Here is a 16,299-nt window from a genome sequence, read left to right as displayed (position 1 = left end):
ACTCCTTAGCGGGCGTCGCGGCGCGGGCCACGGGGCGCCGGGCCTTCCTGAGCCTCGGCAGCGCGGCGTTCGCGGGCGGAAGGATCATGCTCCATGATCTCGCCTTTGAAGATCCACACTTTGACGCCGATGATCCCGTACGGGGTCGAGGCTTCGGACAGCGCATAGTCGATATCGGCACGCAGCGTGTGTAGCGGAACGCGACCTTCACGATACCATTCGGTCCGCGCAATCTCGGCACCGCCCAGACGACCGGCAACGTTCACGCGGATACCCAGAGCACCCATGCGCATGGCGTTCTGAACCGCACGCTTCATGGCGCGGCGGAACGACACACGACGCTCAAGCTGCTGAGCGATGGATTCGGCAACAAGCTGAGCATCGACTTCCGGCTTGCGGACTTCGACGATGTTCAGATGCAGCTCGCTATCGGTGAATTGCGACAGTTTCTTGCGCAGAACCTCGATATCGGCGCCTTTCTTACCGATGATGACGCCCGGACGTGCGGCGTGAATGGTCACGCGGCATTTCTTGTGCGGACGCTCGATGATGACGCGGCTGATGCCGGCCTGCTTGGCTTCTTTCTTGATGAACTCGCGGATATGCACGTCCTCAAGCAGCAGGTCGCCATATTCCTTGTCGTCGGCATACCAGCGGCTGTCCCAGGTACGGTTGACCTGGAGGCGCATCCCGACGGGGTTGACCTTCTGACCCATTACGCTTGCTCCTCTGCGGTGTCTGCCTTGGCGGTCTTGCGGGAAGCTTTCTTGGCTTCCGCCGCAGCCGCGGCAGCGGCCGGATCGACCTCGCGCAGCTTGATGGTGATTTCCGAGAACGGCTTCATGATGCGGCCATAGCGACCACGCGCCCGCGGACGGCCACGCTTCATCACAAGGTTCTTGCCAACCCAGGCTTCGGCAACCACGAGATTGTCGACATCCAGATTATGATTGTTCTCGGCATTGGCGATCGCCGATTGCAGCAGCTTCTTCACGTCGCCAGCAACACGGCGCTTCGAGAAGGTCAGGTCCGAGAGGGCCTTTTCCACCTTCTTGCCGCGGATCAGACCGGCAACGACATTCAGCTTCTGCGGGCTGACGCGAACCATACGCGCCTTGGCCATCGCTTCGTTATCCGCCACGCGGCGCGGATTCTTTTCCTTACCCATGACGATTACTTCCTTTTCGCTTTCTTGTCGGCCGCGTGACCGTAATAGGTCCGGGTCGGCGAGTATTCACCGAATTTCTGACCGATCATGTCTTCCGAGACGTTTACCGGGATATGCTTGTGCCCATTATAAACGCCGAAGGTCAGACCGACGAATTGCGGCAGAATGGTCGAACGACGCGACCAGATCTTGATGACATCCGATTTACCCGACTCGCGGGCTTTTTCGGCCTTTTTCAGCACATAAGCGTCGACAAAAGGCCCTTTCCAAACAGAACGTGCCATGGATTAGCGCCCCTTCTTGCGTGCGTGACGCGACCGCAGGATATACTTGTCGGTCGATTTATTCGTGCGGGTCTTCTTGCCCTTGGTGTCCTTACCCCAGGGCGTAACCGGCGTACGGCCACCCGAGGTCCGGCCCTCACCACCACCATGCGGGTGGTCGATCGGGTTCATTGCGACACCGCGCACGCTCGGGCGGATGCCCTTGTGACGGTTGCGGCCGGCTTTGCCGAAATCCTGGTTCGAGTGATCCGGGTTCGACACGGCACCGATGGTGGCCATGCATTCCTGACGGACCATGCGCAGCTCGCCCGAGGACAGGCGGATCTGGGCGTAACCGCCATCGCGGCCCACGAACTGGGCATAGGTGCCTGCCGAACGCGCGATCTGACCGCCCTTGCCGGGCTTCAGTTCAACGTTATGGACAATCGTCCCGATCGGCATGCCCGAGAACGGCATTGCGTTGCCCGGCTTGACGTCCACACGCTCACCGGCGACGACCTTGTCGCCCACGGCCAGACGCTGCGGAGCCAGGATATAGGCCCGCTCGCCATCTTCATAGCTGATCAGTGCGATGAACGCGGTGCGGTTGGGATCGTATTCGATCCGCTCGACCGTGCCGGTCACATCGAATTTGGTGCGCTTGAAATCGACAATGCGATACAGGCGCTTCGCCCCGCCGCCTTGGCGGCGCATGGTGATCCGTCCGGTATTGTTCCGGCCGCCCTTCTTGGTCAGACCCTGGGTAAGGGACTTGACCGGACGACCTTTCCAAAGCTCCGAACGGTCGATCAGAACCAGCCCACGCTGGCCAGGCGTCGTCGGTTTATACGACTTGAGTGCCATCTTTCTGTCTTCCGTTGCTTTGTTTCGTCAAAAACTCATGCGGCCCCCGGCATGCCGGAGACCGCGATCCTTCACTTCGATCAGAGTCCGGTGGACACGTCGATCGAATTGCCTTCTTCCAGCGTGACATAGGCTTTCTTCACGTCGGAACGGACGCCGGGGCGGCCGCGGAAACGCTTGGTCTTGCCTTTGGTCACGGTCGTGTTCACCGCTTTGACCTTCACGTCGAACAGGGTCTCCACAGCTTCCTTGATCTGCGGCTTGTTCGCGTCAATCGCCACTTCGAAAACAAACGCATTGGCTTCCTGAGCCATAGTCGATTTCTCGGTGATGATCGGCTTGCGGATCACGTCGTAATGTTCAGCTTTCGCGCTCATTTCAGGCGAGCCTCCAGAGCTTCGACACCTGCACGCGTGATCACCAGCGTGTCGCGCTTCAGGATGTCATAGACATTGGCGCCCATCGAGGGCAGCACATCGACGCCGTCCAGGTTCCGCGCGGCGCGGGCAAAGCCCTCGTTCACGTCGGCACCGTCGATGACCAGCACGCGCTTCCAGCCGTTTTCCTTGACGGCCTTGGCGACAGCCGAGGTCTTGGCGTCGGCGATGTTCAGATCCTCGATCACGACCAGTTCACCCGCCGTAGCTTTCGCCGACAGCGCATGCTTCAGGCCGAGAGCACGGACCTTCTTGGGCAGATCGAACGCATGGCTGCGCGGGGTCGGACCCTTGTACACACCACCTTTGCGGAAGATCGGAGCCTTGCGCGAGCCGTGACGAGCGCCGCCCGTACCCTTCTGGCGATAGATCTTCTTGGTGGAATAGCTCACCTCGGATTTAGTCAGAACCGAATGGGTCCCGGCCTGAGCCTTGGCGCGCTGCCAGCGGACGACACGTTGCAGGATGTCGCCGCGCGGCTCCAGCCCGAAGATCTCGTCGGCCAGCTCGATGGACCCGGCCTTACCGGAGTCCAGCTTGATCACATCGAGTTTCATTCCTTGTTCTCCTCTTTCGGAGCGGCATCGTCAGCCTGATCCGCATTCGGATCGGCCGCTTCCTTGTCGGCTTCGATCGAGGCTTCGGCTTCTGCCAGTGCAGCAGCTTCCTGCTCGGCAGCCAGACGAGCGGCTTCCTCGCGGGCGGCTTCTTCCTCGGCGGCGGCAGCCGCAGCAGCTTCCTCGGCGATACGCTGCGCTTCCTTCAGCTTCGAACGGGTCGCAGCCGGGGTGATCAGGTTCTCGGGCAGGTCTTTCTTGACCGCATCCTTGACGATGACCCAGCCACCTTTGGACCCCGGAACCGAACCCTTGACCATGATCAGGCCACGGTCGGTATCGGTCTGGACGACCTGAAGGTTCTGAGTGGTCACACGTACCGCGCCCAGATGTCCGGCCATTTTCTTGCCCTTGAACACCTTGCCCGGGTCCTGACACTGACCGGTCGAACCATGCGAGCGGTGGCTGATCGACACACCGTGCGAGGCACGCAGACCGCCGAAATTATGGCGCTTCATTGCACCGGCAAAACCCTTACCGATGGACGTCCCCGCAACATCGACGAACTGGCCGGCGAAGTAATGGTCGGCGATGATTTCCTCGCCCACATCGACCAGATTGTCTTCCGACACGCGGAACTCGGCGATCTTGCGCTTGGGCGCAACACCGGCCTTCGAAAAATGCCCGCGCAGCGGCGCCGCAACGCGCTTGGCTTTCGCATCGCCTGCGCCAAGCTGAACGGCCACATAGCCATCCTTCTCAGCCGTACGCTGCGAGACCACCTGCAGATTATCCAGTTGAAGCACAGTCACCGGAACCTGGCGACCGTCTTCCATGAACAGCCGGGTCATGCCCAGCTTCTTGGCGATAACACCTGTACGCATAGCCGCCCCCTTACACCTTGATCTCGACATCCACGCCAGCGGCGAGGTCGAGCTTCATCAGCGCATCAACGGTCTGCGGCGTCGGATCGACGATATCCAGCAGACGCTTGTGAGTGCGGATCTCCCACTGGTCGCGCGACTTCTTGTCGATATGCGGACCACGCAGGACGGTAAATTTCTCGATCTTGTTCGGCAGCGGGATCGGCCCGCGAACCGTGGCACCCGTGCGCTTGGCCGTGTTCACGATTTCCTGAGTGCTGGCATCCAGCACACGGTAATCGAACGCCTTGAGCCGAATGCGAATATTCTGACTTTGCATCGTCATCCCTCGGATCTTTGAGGGTTCCAGTCGAGAGGCTGACGACACACCACGCGGCGCCAGCATCGGACCTGTATAAAAACTGCGAAGCCGCCCTATAGGGGGCGGCCCCGTCAGATGCAAGCGAATCCTTGTAATTCAGGCGGATTCGGTCGCGATGGGCGCGTATAGCGTTAGTGAGGGGGGTAGGTCAAGGGGAAGGCAGCGCAGTGTCTTTGAGATACTGGCAGCCCAAGTTAATGAGTTTTGCAAGATCAAAAAGATCGGACTGCCTAGGCTCCAGACCCATTGATTTCGGGCTGTTTGCGTGATTCAGGCTCTGCAAGGAGACCTGATTTATGAGCAACCTTTTCTGGCTGACTGACGCGCAGATGGAGCGTCTGAAACCCTATTTCCCGAAATCCCACGGCAAGCCACGCGTTGACGACCGGCGTGTGCTGAGCGGCATAATATTCATCAATCGTAATGGCTTGCGATGGTGCAACGCGCCGACGGACTACGGCCCCGCCAAGACGCTCTACAACCGCTGGAAGCGCTGGAGCGAGAACGGGATCTTCGCCCGGCTCATGGTGGGCCTCGCCGCCGAGAGCGCCGAACATAAGACGATCATGATCGACGCGACCTATCTGAAAGCGCACCGCACGGCCTCGAGCCTGCGGGTCAAAAAAGGGGGCGCGGGCGCCAGATCGGGCGAACGAAAGGCGGCATGAACACGAAACTGCACGCCGTCACCGACGCGAAGGGCCGCCCGATAGGGTTCTTCATGTCCGCCGGACAAGTCAGCGATTACACCGGGGCAGCGGCACTTCTGAACAGCCTGCCGGAGGCGGATTGGCTGCTGGCCGATCGGGGCTATGATGCCGACTGGTTCAGAGATGCCTTGAAAGACAAGGGGATAAAGGTCTGCATCCCCGGTCGGAAATCTCGCAAGAAACCCATCAAATACGACAAGCGCCGATACAAACGCCGCAACCGCATCGAAATCATGTTCGGCCGACTCAAGGATTGGAGGCGCGTCGCCACCCGATACGACCGTTGCCCCGAGACCTTCTTCTCTGCAGTCCTGCTCGCCGCGACCGTCATCTTCTGGTTATGATCGAGAACGAGTCCTGACCCTACGCAGATAACAGGTTACGCCATCGACCTTCACGGCCGCGCTCACCTTACCATTTGGCGCATTAAACACCACGGCCGAAACTTCTTCCGCAGTAACCTCAAGTTCACATTGCAAAAAACGTGTCGTATCGATCTTTTCCGCTGCCAGCTGGTCCAATGAGTGAACAAACGCCTCTGCACTGTCAGCTCCCAAAGTATATATCCCGCGAGGCCCATATTCAGCATCAGCTTCAACACCTATACGAACACCGCGAAAAAAGAGCTCCTGTGAGGGCACGATCGCCTCGAAGGCCGAAACCGATATTGTGCCGTCCCCGTCCAAGCTACCGATAGGCATAAAATTTCGCCTAATAATTTCGGTTGGCTTTCTGGGTTCATTGTCGATTTCAACAAACGTACTAGCAAGTCTCAGAGACACAGGAATACCCCTCGAAAGTGTTCTGTAAACGGAATTTACAACGCTTCTCGCGGGATGCAAGTCGCGCTGTTTTGAGGGAGTTAACAGGCTGCGTACTTGAACACATAGACCTCTGCCTCCAATAAAAAAAGCCCGCCCCTTTCGGGACGGGCCTTGATTTCTGGAACGGTGCGCTGAAGCGCACCCTAAGCGATCATCACTCGATGATCTTGGCCACCACGCCGGCGCCGACCGTGCGGCCACCTTCGCGGATGGCGAAGCGCAGCTTTTCTTCCATCGCGATCGGGGCGATCAGCTCAACCTCGAATTTCAGGTTGTCGCCCGGCATCACCATCTCGGTGCCTTCCGGAAGCGTCACCGAACCGGTCACATCCGTCGTGCGGAAGTAGAATTGCGGACGGTAATTCGCGAAGAACGGCGTGTGGCGGCCACCTTCTTCCTTGGTCAGGATATAGGCCTCGGCCTCGAACTTCGTGTGCGGCTTCACCGAACCCGGCTTGCACAGAACCTGACCGCGCTCAACGCCGTCACGCTCGATCCCGCGCAGCAGAGCGCCGATATTGTCGCCCGCCTCACCGCGATCCAGCAGCTTGCGGAACATTTCCACGCCGGTGCAGGTGGTCTTCTTGGTGTCGCGGATACCGACGATTTCCAGTTCGTCGCCGACGTTCACAGCACCGCGCTCAACCCGGCCGGTGACAACCGTACCACGGCCAGAGATCGAGAACACGTCCTCGATCGGCATCAGGAAAGGCTGGTCGATGGCGCGTTCCGGGGTCGGGATGTATTCGTCCACGGCCTTCAGCAGCTCACGGATCGAGTTCTCGCCGATTTCCGGGTCACGGCCTTCCAGAGCGGCCAGAGCCGAACCCTTGATGATCGGGATGTCATCGCCGGGATACTCATAAGAAGAGAGCAGCTCGCGCACTTCCATCTCGACCAGTTCCAGCAGTTCCTCGTCATCCACCTGATCGACCTTGTTCAGGTAAACGACCATGTAGGGGATGCCGACCTGACGGCCCAGAAGGATATGCTCACGCGTCTGCGGCATCGGGCCGTCAGCAGCGTTCACCACCAGGATCGCGCCATCCATCTGCGCCGCGCCGGTGATCATGTTCTTCACATAGTCGGCGTGGCCGGGGCAGTCCACATGGGCATAGTGACGGTCATCGGTCTCATACTCGACATGAGCGGTCGAGATGGTGATCCCGCGGGCCTTCTCCTCAGGCGCACCGTCGATCTGGTCATAGGCGCGGAAATCGCCGAAATACTTCGTGATCGCCGCAGTCAGCGTCGTCTTGCCGTGGTCAACATGCCCGATCGTGCCGATGTTGACGTGCGGCTTGTTCCGTTCAAACTTTGCTTTTGCCATAATTGGCTCCTTGTTTGTCTGGTGCGCATTGGCGCACCCCGCGACACGGGATGCGCATGACGCGCCGGATTACGCGTATTTCTTCTGAATCTCTTCCGAGATGTTCTGCGGCACGGCGTCGTAATGGTCGAACTGCATCGTGAACACTGCGCGGCCCGAAGACATCGAGCGCAGGTTGTTGATATAGCCGAACATATTTGCCAGCGGCACGAAGGCATCGATCACGTTGGCATTGCCGCGCGAATCCTGCCCACGAACCATGCCCCGACGGGAGGTTAGGTCGCCGATGATCGAACCGGTATATTCTTCCGGCGTCACAACCTCGACCTTCATGATCGGTTCCAGCAGTTTCGCACCGGCCTTGCGCAGACCTTCACGCATCCCAGCACGGGCGGCGATTTCGAAGGCGAGCACCGACGAGTCGACATCGTGGAACGCACCGTCGATCAGCGCGACCTTGAAGTCGATCACCGGGAAGCCTGCCAGCGGACCGGAATCCATGACCGACTTGATGCCTTTTTCAACGCCGGGGACATATTCCTTCGGCACCGCACCACCAACGATGCGCGATTCGAAGGAATAGCCTTCGCCCGGCTCGGTCGGGGTGATGATCAGCTTCACGCGGGCGAACTGACCGGTACCACCGGACTGTTTCTTATGCGTGTAGTCGATCTCGGCTTCGTTCGAGATGGTTTCGCGGTAAGCCACCTGCGGCGCACCGATATTCGCCTCGACCTTGAATTCGCGCTTCATGCGGTCGACCAGAATGTCGAGATGGAGTTCGCCCATCCCCTTCATGATGGTCTGACCCGATTCCAGATCGGTTTCGACGCGGAAGGACGGATCCTCGGCAGCCAGGCGCTGAAGGGCGAGGCCCATCTTTTCCTGGTCGGCCTTGGATTTCGGCTCTACCGCGATTTCGATAACCGGCTCGGGGAAGGTCATGGTTTCCAGCACCACCGGCTTGGACGGATCGCACAGTGTGTCACCCGTGGTGGTTTCCTTCAGGCCTGCCAGAGCGATGATGTCGCCTGCATAGGCTTCCTCGATCTCTTCGCGGTTGATGGCGTGCATCAGCATCATCCGACCGACACGCTCACGCTTGCCTTTGGTCGAGTTCATCATCGAGTCGCCCTTTTTCACCACGCCGGAATAGATCCGGGTGAAGGTCAGCGAGCCGACAAAGGGGTCGTTCATGATCTTGAAAGCCAGAGCCGAGAACGGTTCGGAATCTTCGGCCGGGCGCGGAATGTTGCGCTCTTCCGATTCATCGTCGGGCGAGAAGCCCATCAGCGTTGGCACGTCCTGCGGACCCGGCAGGAAGTCGATCACTGCGTTAAGAAGCGGCTGTACGCCCTTGTTCTTGAACGCGGAACCGGCCAACATCGGGAAGAAAGACAGCGACAGCGTACCCTTGCGGATCAGCTTGCGCAGCGTATCCACGTCGGGCTCATTACCCTCCAGATACTGCTCCATCGCGTCATCGTCCTGCTCGACGGCAAGCTCGATCATCTTGCCGCGCCATTCATCGGCCATGTCCTGAAGCTCGGCACGGATCGGCTGGCGCACCCAGTTGGCACCCAGATCCTCGCCGGTCCAGACCCATTCTTCCATGGTGATCAGATCGATGATGCCTTCCAGCTGATCCTCGGCACCGATCGGCAGAACGATCGGGCAAGGCGTACCGCCGGTGCGTTCCTTGACCATTTTCACGCAGTTGAAATAGTCGGCCCCGATCTTGTCCATCTTGTTGACAAAGACCAGCCGCGGAACCTTGTAGCGGTCAGCCTGACGCCACACGGTTTCGGTCTGCGGCTCAACGCCCGCGTTACCGTCCAGCAGCGCGACAGCACCATCGAGAACCGCCAGCGAACGCTCGACCTCGATGGTGAAGTCGACGTGGCCGGGAGTGTCGATGATGTTGAAGCGGAACTTGGTGTCCGACGTGCCTTCGGCGTTCGGGTCTTCCTGACGCTGCCAGAAAGTCGTCGTCGCAGCCGAGGTGATCGTGATACCGCGCTCGGCTTCCTGTTCCATCCAGTCCATCGTCGAGGCCCCGTCATGGGTCTCGCCGATTTTGTGGTTCTTACCGGTGTAGAACAGGATGCGCTCGGTCATCGTGGTCTTGCCGGCATCGATATGGGCCATGATGCCGAAGTTACGATAACGCTGAATCGGATAATCGCGTGCCATGAGGGGCCTTCCTTCCGTTTACCAGCGGTAATGGCTGAACGCTTTGTTCGCGTCGGCCATCTTGTGGGTGTCTTCGCGCTTCTTGACGGCAGTACCGCGGCCATTGACGGCATCGGCAAGCTCACCGGCAAGGCGCTCTTCCATGGTGTTTTCGTTGCGGCTCTTGGCTGCGGTGATCAGCCAGCGGATCGCCAGAGCCTCACGACGGGTCGGACGAACCTCGACCGGAACCTGATAGGTGGCACCACCGACGCGGCGCGAGCGCACTTCGACCGAAGGCTTCACATTGTCGAGGGCTTCGTGGAAGACTTCGACCGGAGCGCGCTTCAGCTTGCCTTCAACGCGGTCAAGCGCGTTATAGACGATACGCTCGGCGACCGATTTCTTACCGTCAACCATCAGGTTGTTCATGAATTTCGTCAGCACACGATCGCCATATTTGGCGTCGGGCAGAACTTCGCGCTTCTCAGCGGCGTGACGACGGGACATCTGTGTATCTCCTTATTTCGGACGCTTCGCGCCGTATTTCGAGCGACGCTGGCGACGGTCTTTGACGCCCTGGGTATCCAGCACACCGCGCAGGATGTGGTAACGGACACCCGGAAGGTCTTTCACACGACCGCCACGGATCAGAACAACAGAGTGCTCCTGCAGGTTGTGCTTTTCGCCCGGAATATAGGAAATAACCTCGAAGCCATTCGTCAGGCGCACCTTGGCGACCTTCCGCATAGCAGAGTTCGGTTTCTTCGGCGTCGTGGTATAGACGCGCGTGCAGACACCGCGCTTCTGCGGGCATCCTTGAAGGTGCTGCGACTTCGAGCGCTGCACTTTGGGCTGCCGCGGTTTGCGGATCAGCTGTTGAATCGTCGGCATTCGGTTCCCCGTCTTGCTTCTGTCAATACTCGCAGTCATCCGACTGCGCCACTTCTCGACGGCCAGTTGCGCGAATCGCAAAAAGCCAAAGCCCCATCCGTTCCCGTTTCCGGGGGCGGCGGGGCTATCCAGCGGATTTCCGGTCCTGAGCGATGGTTTTCACCATCATCCCGACCATCAGGTTCTGGACCCCGGCAGGTCGAACCCACCGGGTCGGGCGGGCTATAGGCGGAATCGCTGAAACTGTCAACAAGGGCACAGGGCTGGCACCGACAAAAGGCGGCTAAGCTGCGTCGGTCATCAGATGGGGATCGGGCTGCCGTTATACAAGCCGATCCCGACCCTTATCCGGTCACGGTGTCAAACTCAGCGCGGAAAGGCAATCTCGGCTTTCAGCCCGCCCAGATCCGCGCTGCGCCCCAACCGAAGCTGACCGCCGAGATGCCGCGCATTATCCGCAGCGATCGCCAGCCCGAGACCCGCCCCCTCGCCCCGGTTCCGCGACCGCGCCGTGTCCAGCCTGCTGAAGGGACGCAGCGCCTCATCGACCTTGTCTTCGGGAATGCCCGGCCCGTCATCCTCGACCGAGACACATACCGCCCGCTGACCCGTCGAGACAGCCACCCGGACCCGGGTGCCGTAACGCGCGGCATTCCCGATCAGGTTCTCAATGGCCCGACGCAGCATATCCGGGCGGAACATCGCTTTTTCATCCGGCTTCATATCCGGCGCTTCAAGCTCGACCGCATAGCCCGCCCGCACCGCATCATCGACGATACGCTCCATGAACGGCCGCAGCAGAATGGTTTCCGCCGCTCCGTCCTGCGCCGCGTCCCGGGCATAGGCCAGAAAAGCGTTGATCATGTGGTTCATTTCCTCGACATCGCGCTGCATGGCGGCGATTTCCTCGGCGTCCGGCGGAACATCCGCCATCATGGACAGCGACAACTGCAACCGCGTCAGCGGCGTCCGCAGATCATGGCTGATCCCCGTCAGCATCAGGCCGCGCTGTTCGGCAAGCCGCTCCAGCCGGTTGCGCATATCCATGAAAGCGGCCCCCGCGCTGCGGATTTCGGCAGCGCCCCCGGGGCGATAGGGCGTCACCCTGCCCTTGCCGTAATCCTCTGCGGCTTTTGCAAGCTGTTTGATCGGCCGAAGCTGGTTGCGCAGGAACATCCCCGCAATCAGCGTCATCAGCGCGGCGGTAACCCCCAACAGAACCAGAAGCTGATGCGGGTTCGAGGCACTGACCCGCTCACGCTCGAAGGTCAGCGTATAAGGGCCGTTCCGTCCCTCCATCCGGACCCGCACCTGATGAAGGTCCCCAAGTTCGACCTCTCTGACCTCGGGCACACGGCTGCGAAGCTCATCGACGACGATCCGGCCCGAGACATCGTAAAAGACCCGGCTGTTCTCGACCTCATCCCCCGGTATCTCGATATCCAGCCCCAGATTTCCGGCGATCCAGCCAGCCATCCTTTCCGCTTCGGCGCGATCTCCCGGAGCATCCACGCTGCGGGCGACGAAATTGATCTCTTCGGCGACACCCCGAGTCATCTGCCGGGTCACATCGTCGAAATGGCGCTGAAGGAACATCACCGTCACCACCAGCACCAGCGTGAAAACCGGCAGCAACAGGATCAGCACCGCCCGCCCATACAGACCGCGAGGCATCAGCCGCTTGAGCCAGCGAAACTCCGGACCAATTTGCATGGAACCCCCTGCTTGTCGCGGCTAGGTTAGACCGCAGACGCCTCAAGGGAAAGCCGAGACGATGCTGCAAACCATCCTTGCCCCCAACCCTTCTCCGCTAACCGGGCCGGGAACGAATACCTTCCTTCTGGGCGAGAAAAACATCGCCGTGATCGATCCCGGCCCGGATATCGCATCCCATCGCGAGGCGATCCTGGCGGCAGCGGGTGGGCATATCAGCCATATCCTCGTCACCCACGCGCATCTGGATCATTCAGAGGGCGCCGCCGCCCTCGCCGCCGCAACCGGCGCCCCGGTCTGCGCATTCAGCAACGCCGATGCAGGACGCAGCGCCCATATGCAAAAGCTTGCCGCAGCAACCGGCGGTGGCGAGGGCCGGGATCTCGTCTTCGCGCCAGATGAACTCCTGAGAGACGGCGATTCCGTCTCAACCCCGGACTGGTCGCTTACCGCCATTCATACTCCGGGCCATATGGGCAATCATCTGGCCTTTCTGTGGGAGGATCAGCTGTTTTGCGGAGACGTGATCCTCGGCTGGTCCTCAACCCTGATCTCACCGCCCGATGGCGATCTGCTGGATTATTTCCGCAGCCTCGACCGAATCGAGGCCCTCCGCCCGGCGAGACTGCTTCCCGCTCACGGCGCTCCGGTCGAGACCCCCGATGCCCGCATCCACGAATTGCGCGAGCACCGGCGCAACCGCACCGCCCAGATCATGACCGCCCTCGCCGACGGCCCATCCGATGCGGCGTCCCTGGCAGAGCGTCTCTACGATATCTCCCCACGCATGCTGCCCGCAGCGGCCCGCAATGTTCTCGCCCATCTGATCGCCCTGACCGAACTTGGCGCAGTCATTCCGGACACCGACATAGCCGCCGACGCACAATTTCGCCTTAGGTGAAAATTTTGCGACAATCCCTCTGGACGCCCCCGAATCCGATTGATATATCGCCCCCGTGTTCCGGCGTAGCTCAGCGGTAGAGCAGTTGACTGTTAATCAATTGGTCGTAGGTTCGATCCCTACCGCCGGAGCCATTTTCTTGCAGATACTGGAAATATTGGGTATCCGGAATTTCTGGTTGATAAAATGCCAAAGATGTAAAGAAGAAAATCTTTCTCAGCGGATTATCTGATTGATCCTCTTCAGCCTACTCTACTGCCAATTTTCTGTTTCCACCTTCGCCTGAGTCTTCATAGCGATGCTGACTAGGGAGGACAGCGAGAGCTGGGCAAGCGTCAAAGCGGTTCTGGTTCATGCGCAATCCGGACACCTGCACAACATTCCTCTTGTAAGAAACCGATCAAATTCTCTAGGTGCCCATACTCGGGTATACAGACAATCGTGCGGCTATGTTTCTCCTGCCGGATCAGCCCTACCTTGGCCATGCGCGCAAGGTGATGTGATAGCGTCGAAGCAGGAATACCCAGCCCCTTCTGGATATCTCCGACCGAAGCCCCATCAGGGCCAGCTTTGACCAGAAAGCGGAACACGGACAGTCGGTGACTATTCCCTAGCTCAGCTAAGCTGGCTGCAACCTTTTCGTGATCCATAGCACGCCCCAATAATTCGATGTTTCTAGAATTATAGTTGACAGGTCGGATAAACGCAAGTAGGCTGCGTACATCATTTCGACAATACTAGAAATATAGGAGTAATATTGAATGTCATCTCAACTCCAAGACGCTCTAGGCATGTTCGCCTTTCTCGCTATCGAGCTATCGGTTGTATTCATTGGCATTAGCTTGCTGGTCGGAGTTCTTCAACGTCACATCCCACCATCCAAGGTGGAAGCGTTACTGACTTCCAGTGGGAAGCGAGGCTATTTTCTTGCTGCTGGTTTAGGAGCTATAACGCCCTTCTGTAGTTGCTCGACTATCCCCATGTTGAAAGGGTTGATTCGGGCACGGGCCGGTTTTGGGCCGATGATGGTGTTTCTTTTCTCATCTCCGTTGCTGAATCCTATCGTCGTCGGCCTGCTGGTTGCCACGTTTGGATGGACACTTACTGCTATCTATGTGCTCGCCGCTTTGGTGGTCGCGGTAGGTGCCGGATGGCTGCTTCACACGCTTGGCTTCGAGCGTTATGTGCGCCGGACGGCGACACAAGAGAGCAGTGGATGTAGTTCATCAGCAAGCCCGTGCAGTGCTACATCGACCGCATCGAGTTGCGGCACCAACAGCTGCGACACCACTCCGAAGACGGCTTCTTGCGGGGCTGATAGGAAGACAACAGTCTCTACGTCTAGCGAATGCTGTGACAGTCAACCCACTGTCACGGTTAAGAAAGAAGGGAAGTACAGTGGTGTGTGGCGGGAAGCTTGGTCGGACTTTATCGATGTGTTGCCTTACCTGCTCATCGGTATTGCGATTGGCAGCGTGATCTATGGTTTCATGCCCACTGACTTATTGGAGCAGTATGCAGGCCCAGATAATCCCTTTGCCATTCCAGTTGCCGCTGTCATCGGCGTGCCGTTGTATATTCGCGCTGAAGCCGTCATACCTCTGGCAGCGGCTCTGATGGCCCAAGGCGTGGGTGCCGGGACGGTGCTAGCGTTGATCATCGGCAGTGCCGGAGCCAGCCTGACTGAGCTCATTCTGTTGCGCTCTTTGTTCACGCTGAAGCTTTTAGCGGCGTTTTTAGCAGTCATTTTTGCTATGGCGATGATTGCCGGTTACGCCACCTACCTGTTTTTCTGATCAAGGCGGGAGATGATTAATTCGTTAAGCCTTCCTGGGTACCAGTTGGTGGATTCTGATGAGCAGAATGAAGACATACATTTTCGGCTTGAAGCACCTACACCAGTAGCCTGCGAGGGGTGCGGCGTGCAGGGTGAGTTCGTGCGGTTCGGCAAGCGTGACGTTCCCTATCGTGATCTGCCCATCCACGGCAAGCGGGTCACTCTCTGGGTGGTCCGCCGCCGATACACCTGCCGGGCCTGCAAGACAACATTCAGGCCCCAGCTACCGGAGATGGTGGACGGATTCCGTATGACACTGCGGCTGCATGAGTACGTGGAGAAGGAATCCTTCAACCACCCCTACACCTTTGTGGCGGCACAGACCGGCCTGGACGAGAAGACGGTGCGCGACATCTTCAACGCCCGCGCCGAGTTCCTGGGGCGCTGGCACCGCTTCGAGACGCCCCGCATCCTGGGCATTGACGAGCTATACCTGAACAAGCGCTACCGCTGCATTCTGACCAACATTGAGGAGCGAACCCTGCTCGACCTGCTGGCCACCCGCCGCCAGGACGTGGTGACCAACTACCTGATGAAGCTGAAAGACCGGCAGAAGGTCGAGATCGTCAGCATGGACATGTGGAACCCCTACCGGGCAGCGGTCAAGGCTGTGCTGCCCCAGGCCCGTATCGTGGTCGATAAGTTCCATGTGGTGCGCATGGCCAACGATGCCCTAGAGAGAGTGCGCAAGGGCCTCAGAAAGGAGCTGAAACCGTCCCAGAGCCGGACTCTCAAGGGAGACCGGAAAATCCTGCTGAAACGCGCTCACGAAGTCTCAGACCGGGAGCGCCTCATCATGGAGACCTGGACAGGCGCGTTCCCGCAACTGCTGGCCGCCTACGAGCACAAGGAGCGCTTCTACGGCATCTGGGACGCCACCACACGGCTCCAGGCAGAAGCCGCCCTGGACGAGTGGATAGCCACCATCCCGAAGGGCCAAAAGGAAGTCTGGAGCGATCTGGTCAGGGCAGTGGGAAACTGGCGCGAAGAGACCATGACCTACTTCGAGACGGACATGCCCGTCACCAACGCTTACACGGAGTCCATCAACCGACTGGCCAAGGACAAGAACCGTGAAGGGCGCGGTTACTCCTTCGAGGTGATGCGGGCACGAATGCTCTACACCACGAAGCACAAGAAGAAGGCACCGACTGCGAAGGTCTCTCCTTTCTACAAGAAAACCATCGGTTACGGACTGCCGGACTTCGCAGAGGAACTCAACTACGGAGTCGATCTATCAACCATCTGATAATGGTATCAGGTTGGTGGGGTAAAGGTGCCCCATCAACCATTAAATCCGTATACCCGAAATATTTAAATAACGCGGAGAAGATTATTCTTCTCCCTGTGCGTAGTTCGGTAGCGCCGCTCTCGTTTTACAGAA

18 protein-coding genes, 1 tRNA gene and 1 pseudogene are annotated in these 16,299 nt (G+C 59.1%); 5 read left to right on the top strand and 15 right to left on the bottom strand.

Annotated features, from left to right (window positions below):
• Window positions 1–5: 5 nt before the first annotated feature.
• The 8 genes and pseudogenes from rpsC to rpsJ form a co-directional block, all read right to left on the bottom strand.
• On the bottom strand, window positions 6–716 hold the full coding sequence (gene rpsC / locus PAE61_RS06860) for a 30S ribosomal protein S3 (RefSeq protein ID WP_271114579.1): 711 nt from the start codon (window positions 714–716) through the stop codon (window positions 6–8).
• A 74-nt stretch (window positions 717–790) separates the two neighbouring features.
• Window positions 791–1,168: pseudogene (rplV, locus tag PAE61_RS06855) on the bottom strand (50S ribosomal protein L22); the annotation flags it as partial.
• 5 nt (window positions 1,169–1,173) lie between these two features.
• Window positions 1,174–1,452: a 30S ribosomal protein S19 gene (rpsS, locus tag PAE61_RS06850; protein WP_076526684.1), complete on the bottom strand. Its 279-nt coding sequence runs from the start codon at window positions 1,450–1,452 to the stop codon at window positions 1,174–1,176.
• A gap of 3 nt (window positions 1,453–1,455) precedes the next feature.
• Window positions 1,456–2,295, bottom strand: a complete 840-nt coding sequence (gene rplB / locus PAE61_RS06845; protein ID WP_271114578.1) for a 50S ribosomal protein L2 — start codon at window positions 2,293–2,295, stop codon at window positions 1,456–1,458.
• An 80-nt stretch (window positions 2,296–2,375) separates the two neighbouring features.
• Window positions 2,376–2,672, bottom strand: a complete 297-nt coding sequence (locus tag PAE61_RS06840) for a 50S ribosomal protein L23 (protein WP_271114577.1) — start codon at window positions 2,670–2,672, stop codon at window positions 2,376–2,378.
• Window positions 2,669–3,289: a 50S ribosomal protein L4 gene (gene rplD / locus PAE61_RS06835; protein ID WP_271114576.1), complete on the bottom strand. Its 621-nt coding sequence runs from the start codon at window positions 3,287–3,289 to the stop codon at window positions 2,669–2,671. Before rplD ends, PAE61_RS06840 begins: the two co-directional genes overlap by 4 nt.
• Window positions 3,286–4,173, bottom strand: coding sequence for a 50S ribosomal protein L3 (rplC, locus tag PAE61_RS06830; protein WP_271114575.1), 888 nt, complete (start codon window positions 4,171–4,173; stop codon window positions 3,286–3,288). Before rplC ends, rplD begins: the two co-directional genes overlap by 4 nt.
• 10 nt (window positions 4,174–4,183) lie before the next feature.
• Window positions 4,184–4,492 carry a 30S ribosomal protein S10 gene (gene rpsJ / locus PAE61_RS06825; RefSeq protein ID WP_042247848.1) on the bottom strand — a complete coding sequence of 103 codons (309 nt, stop codon included), beginning with the start codon at window positions 4,490–4,492 and terminating at the stop codon, window positions 4,184–4,186.
• 338 nt (window positions 4,493–4,830) lie between these two features.
• Between rpsJ and PAE61_RS06820 the strand changes: the two genes are divergently transcribed.
• Window positions 4,831–5,588 (top strand): IS5 family transposase gene (locus PAE61_RS06820; protein ID WP_271114574.1). Its coding sequence is split into 2 segments (ribosomal slippage): window positions 4,831–5,167 and window positions 5,167–5,588, totalling 759 coding nucleotides; the frame shifts between segments, so codons are not numbered across the junction.
• On the opposite strand, the gene PAE61_RS06815 is transcribed toward PAE61_RS06820, so the two are convergent.
• From PAE61_RS06815 to PAE61_RS06790, 6 genes are all read right to left on the bottom strand, one after another.
• Window positions 5,583–5,945, bottom strand: a complete 363-nt coding sequence (locus PAE61_RS06815) for a hypothetical protein (RefSeq protein WP_271114573.1) — start codon at window positions 5,943–5,945, stop codon at window positions 5,583–5,585. The genes PAE61_RS06820 and PAE61_RS06815 overlap by 6 nt on opposite strands.
• 277 nt (window positions 5,946–6,222) lie before the next feature.
• Window positions 6,223–7,398, bottom strand: coding sequence for an elongation factor Tu (tuf, locus tag PAE61_RS06810; RefSeq protein WP_271112670.1), 1,176 nt, complete (start codon window positions 7,396–7,398; stop codon window positions 6,223–6,225).
• A gap of 69 nt (window positions 7,399–7,467) precedes the next feature.
• Window positions 7,468–9,591, bottom strand: coding sequence for an elongation factor G (gene fusA, locus PAE61_RS06805; RefSeq protein WP_271114572.1), 2,124 nt, complete (start codon window positions 9,589–9,591; stop codon window positions 7,468–7,470).
• A gap of 18 nt (window positions 9,592–9,609) precedes the next feature.
• Window positions 9,610–10,080: a 30S ribosomal protein S7 gene (gene rpsG, locus PAE61_RS06800; protein WP_271114571.1), complete on the bottom strand. Its 471-nt coding sequence runs from the start codon at window positions 10,078–10,080 to the stop codon at window positions 9,610–9,612.
• A 12-nt stretch (window positions 10,081–10,092) separates the two neighbouring features.
• Window positions 10,093–10,464 (bottom strand): 30S ribosomal protein S12, encoded by a 372-nt coding sequence (gene rpsL / locus PAE61_RS06795; protein ID WP_022705687.1) that lies wholly within the window; start codon window positions 10,462–10,464, stop codon window positions 10,093–10,095.
• Between the two features lie 366 nt (window positions 10,465–10,830).
• A complete protein-coding gene (locus PAE61_RS06790; protein WP_271114570.1) occupies window positions 10,831–12,177 on the bottom strand; it encodes an ATP-binding protein in 1,347 nt (448 codons plus the stop codon).
• Window positions 12,178–12,238: 61 nt separating this feature from the next.
• Here PAE61_RS06790 and PAE61_RS06785 point away from each other — a divergent pair, with 61 nt between their 5' ends.
• Window positions 12,239–13,078, top strand: a complete 840-nt coding sequence (locus tag PAE61_RS06785) for an MBL fold metallo-hydrolase (protein WP_271114569.1) — start codon at window positions 12,239–12,241, stop codon at window positions 13,076–13,078.
• Between the two features lie 59 nt (window positions 13,079–13,137).
• Window positions 13,138–13,212 (top strand) — tRNA-Asn (locus PAE61_RS06780).
• Between the two features lie 201 nt (window positions 13,213–13,413).
• Here PAE61_RS06780 and PAE61_RS06775 read toward each other — a convergent pair.
• Entirely contained in the window at window positions 13,414–13,728 is a 315-nt protein-coding gene (locus tag PAE61_RS06775; protein ID WP_271114568.1) for an ArsR/SmtB family transcription factor, read from the bottom strand.
• A 111-nt stretch (window positions 13,729–13,839) separates the two neighbouring features.
• On the opposite strand from PAE61_RS06775, the gene PAE61_RS06770 reads away from it, so the two are divergent.
• Window positions 13,840–14,874, top strand: a complete 1,035-nt coding sequence (locus tag PAE61_RS06770) for a permease (protein ID WP_036744123.1) — start codon at window positions 13,840–13,842, stop codon at window positions 14,872–14,874.
• Window positions 14,875–14,886: 12 nt separating this feature from the next.
• Window positions 14,887–16,164 (top strand): ISL3 family transposase, encoded by a 1,278-nt coding sequence (locus tag PAE61_RS06765; protein ID WP_000610830.1) that lies wholly within the window; start codon window positions 14,887–14,889, stop codon window positions 16,162–16,164.
• Window positions 16,165–16,299 lie beyond the last annotated feature (135 nt).

It is taken from the genome of Paracoccus aerodenitrificans (assembly GCF_027913215.1).
Classification (GTDB): domain Bacteria; phylum Pseudomonadota; class Alphaproteobacteria; order Rhodobacterales; family Rhodobacteraceae; genus Paracoccus; species Paracoccus aerodenitrificans.
This window is presented reverse-complemented; position numbering and strand designations above follow the sequence as displayed.

Bases quoted from the DNA above. Each gene is read 5' to 3' on its own strand.
- rpsC (WP_271114579.1), bottom strand. From the start codon at position 716: ATGGGTCAGAAGGTCAACCCCGTCGGGATGCGCCTCCAGGTCAACCGT.
- rpsS (WP_076526684.1), bottom strand. From the start codon at position 1,452: ATGGCACGTTCTGTTTGGAAAGGGCCTTTTGTCGACGCTTATGTGCTG.
- rplB (WP_271114578.1), bottom strand. From the start codon at position 2,295: ATGGCACTCAAGTCGTATAAACCGACGACGCCTGGCCAGCGTGGGCTG.
- PAE61_RS06840 (WP_271114577.1), bottom strand. From the start codon at position 2,672: ATGAGCGCGAAAGCTGAACATTACGACGTGATCCGCAAGCCGATCATC.
- rplD (WP_271114576.1), bottom strand. From the start codon at position 3,289: ATGAAACTCGATGTGATCAAGCTGGACTCCGGTAAGGCCGGGTCCATC.
- rplC (WP_271114575.1), bottom strand. From the start codon at position 4,173: ATGCGTACAGGTGTTATCGCCAAGAAGCTGGGCATGACCCGGCTGTTC.
- rpsJ (WP_042247848.1), bottom strand. From the start codon at position 4,492: ATGCAAAGTCAGAATATTCGCATTCGGCTCAAGGCGTTCGATTACCGT.
- PAE61_RS06815 (WP_271114573.1), bottom strand. From the start codon at position 5,945: ATGCCTATCGGTAGCTTGGACGGGGACGGCACAATATCGGTTTCGGCC.
- tuf (WP_271112670.1), bottom strand. From the start codon at position 7,398: ATGGCAAAAGCAAAGTTTGAACGGAACAAGCCGCACGTCAACATCGGC.
- fusA (WP_271114572.1), bottom strand. From the start codon at position 9,591: ATGGCACGCGATTATCCGATTCAGCGTTATCGTAACTTCGGCATCATG.
- rpsG (WP_271114571.1), bottom strand. From the start codon at position 10,080: ATGTCCCGTCGTCACGCCGCTGAGAAGCGCGAAGTTCTGCCCGACGCC.
- rpsL (WP_022705687.1), bottom strand. From the start codon at position 10,464: ATGCCGACGATTCAACAGCTGATCCGCAAACCGCGGCAGCCCAAAGTG.
- PAE61_RS06790 (WP_271114570.1), bottom strand. From the start codon at position 12,177: ATGCAAATTGGTCCGGAGTTTCGCTGGCTCAAGCGGCTGATGCCTCGC.
- PAE61_RS06785 (WP_271114569.1), top strand. From the start codon at position 12,239: ATGCTGCAAACCATCCTTGCCCCCAACCCTTCTCCGCTAACCGGGCCG.
- PAE61_RS06775 (WP_271114568.1), bottom strand. From the start codon at position 13,728: ATGGATCACGAAAAGGTTGCAGCCAGCTTAGCTGAGCTAGGGAATAGT.
- PAE61_RS06770 (WP_036744123.1), top strand. From the start codon at position 13,840: ATGTCATCTCAACTCCAAGACGCTCTAGGCATGTTCGCCTTTCTCGCT.
- PAE61_RS06765 (WP_000610830.1), top strand. From the start codon at position 14,887: ATGATTAATTCGTTAAGCCTTCCTGGGTACCAGTTGGTGGATTCTGAT.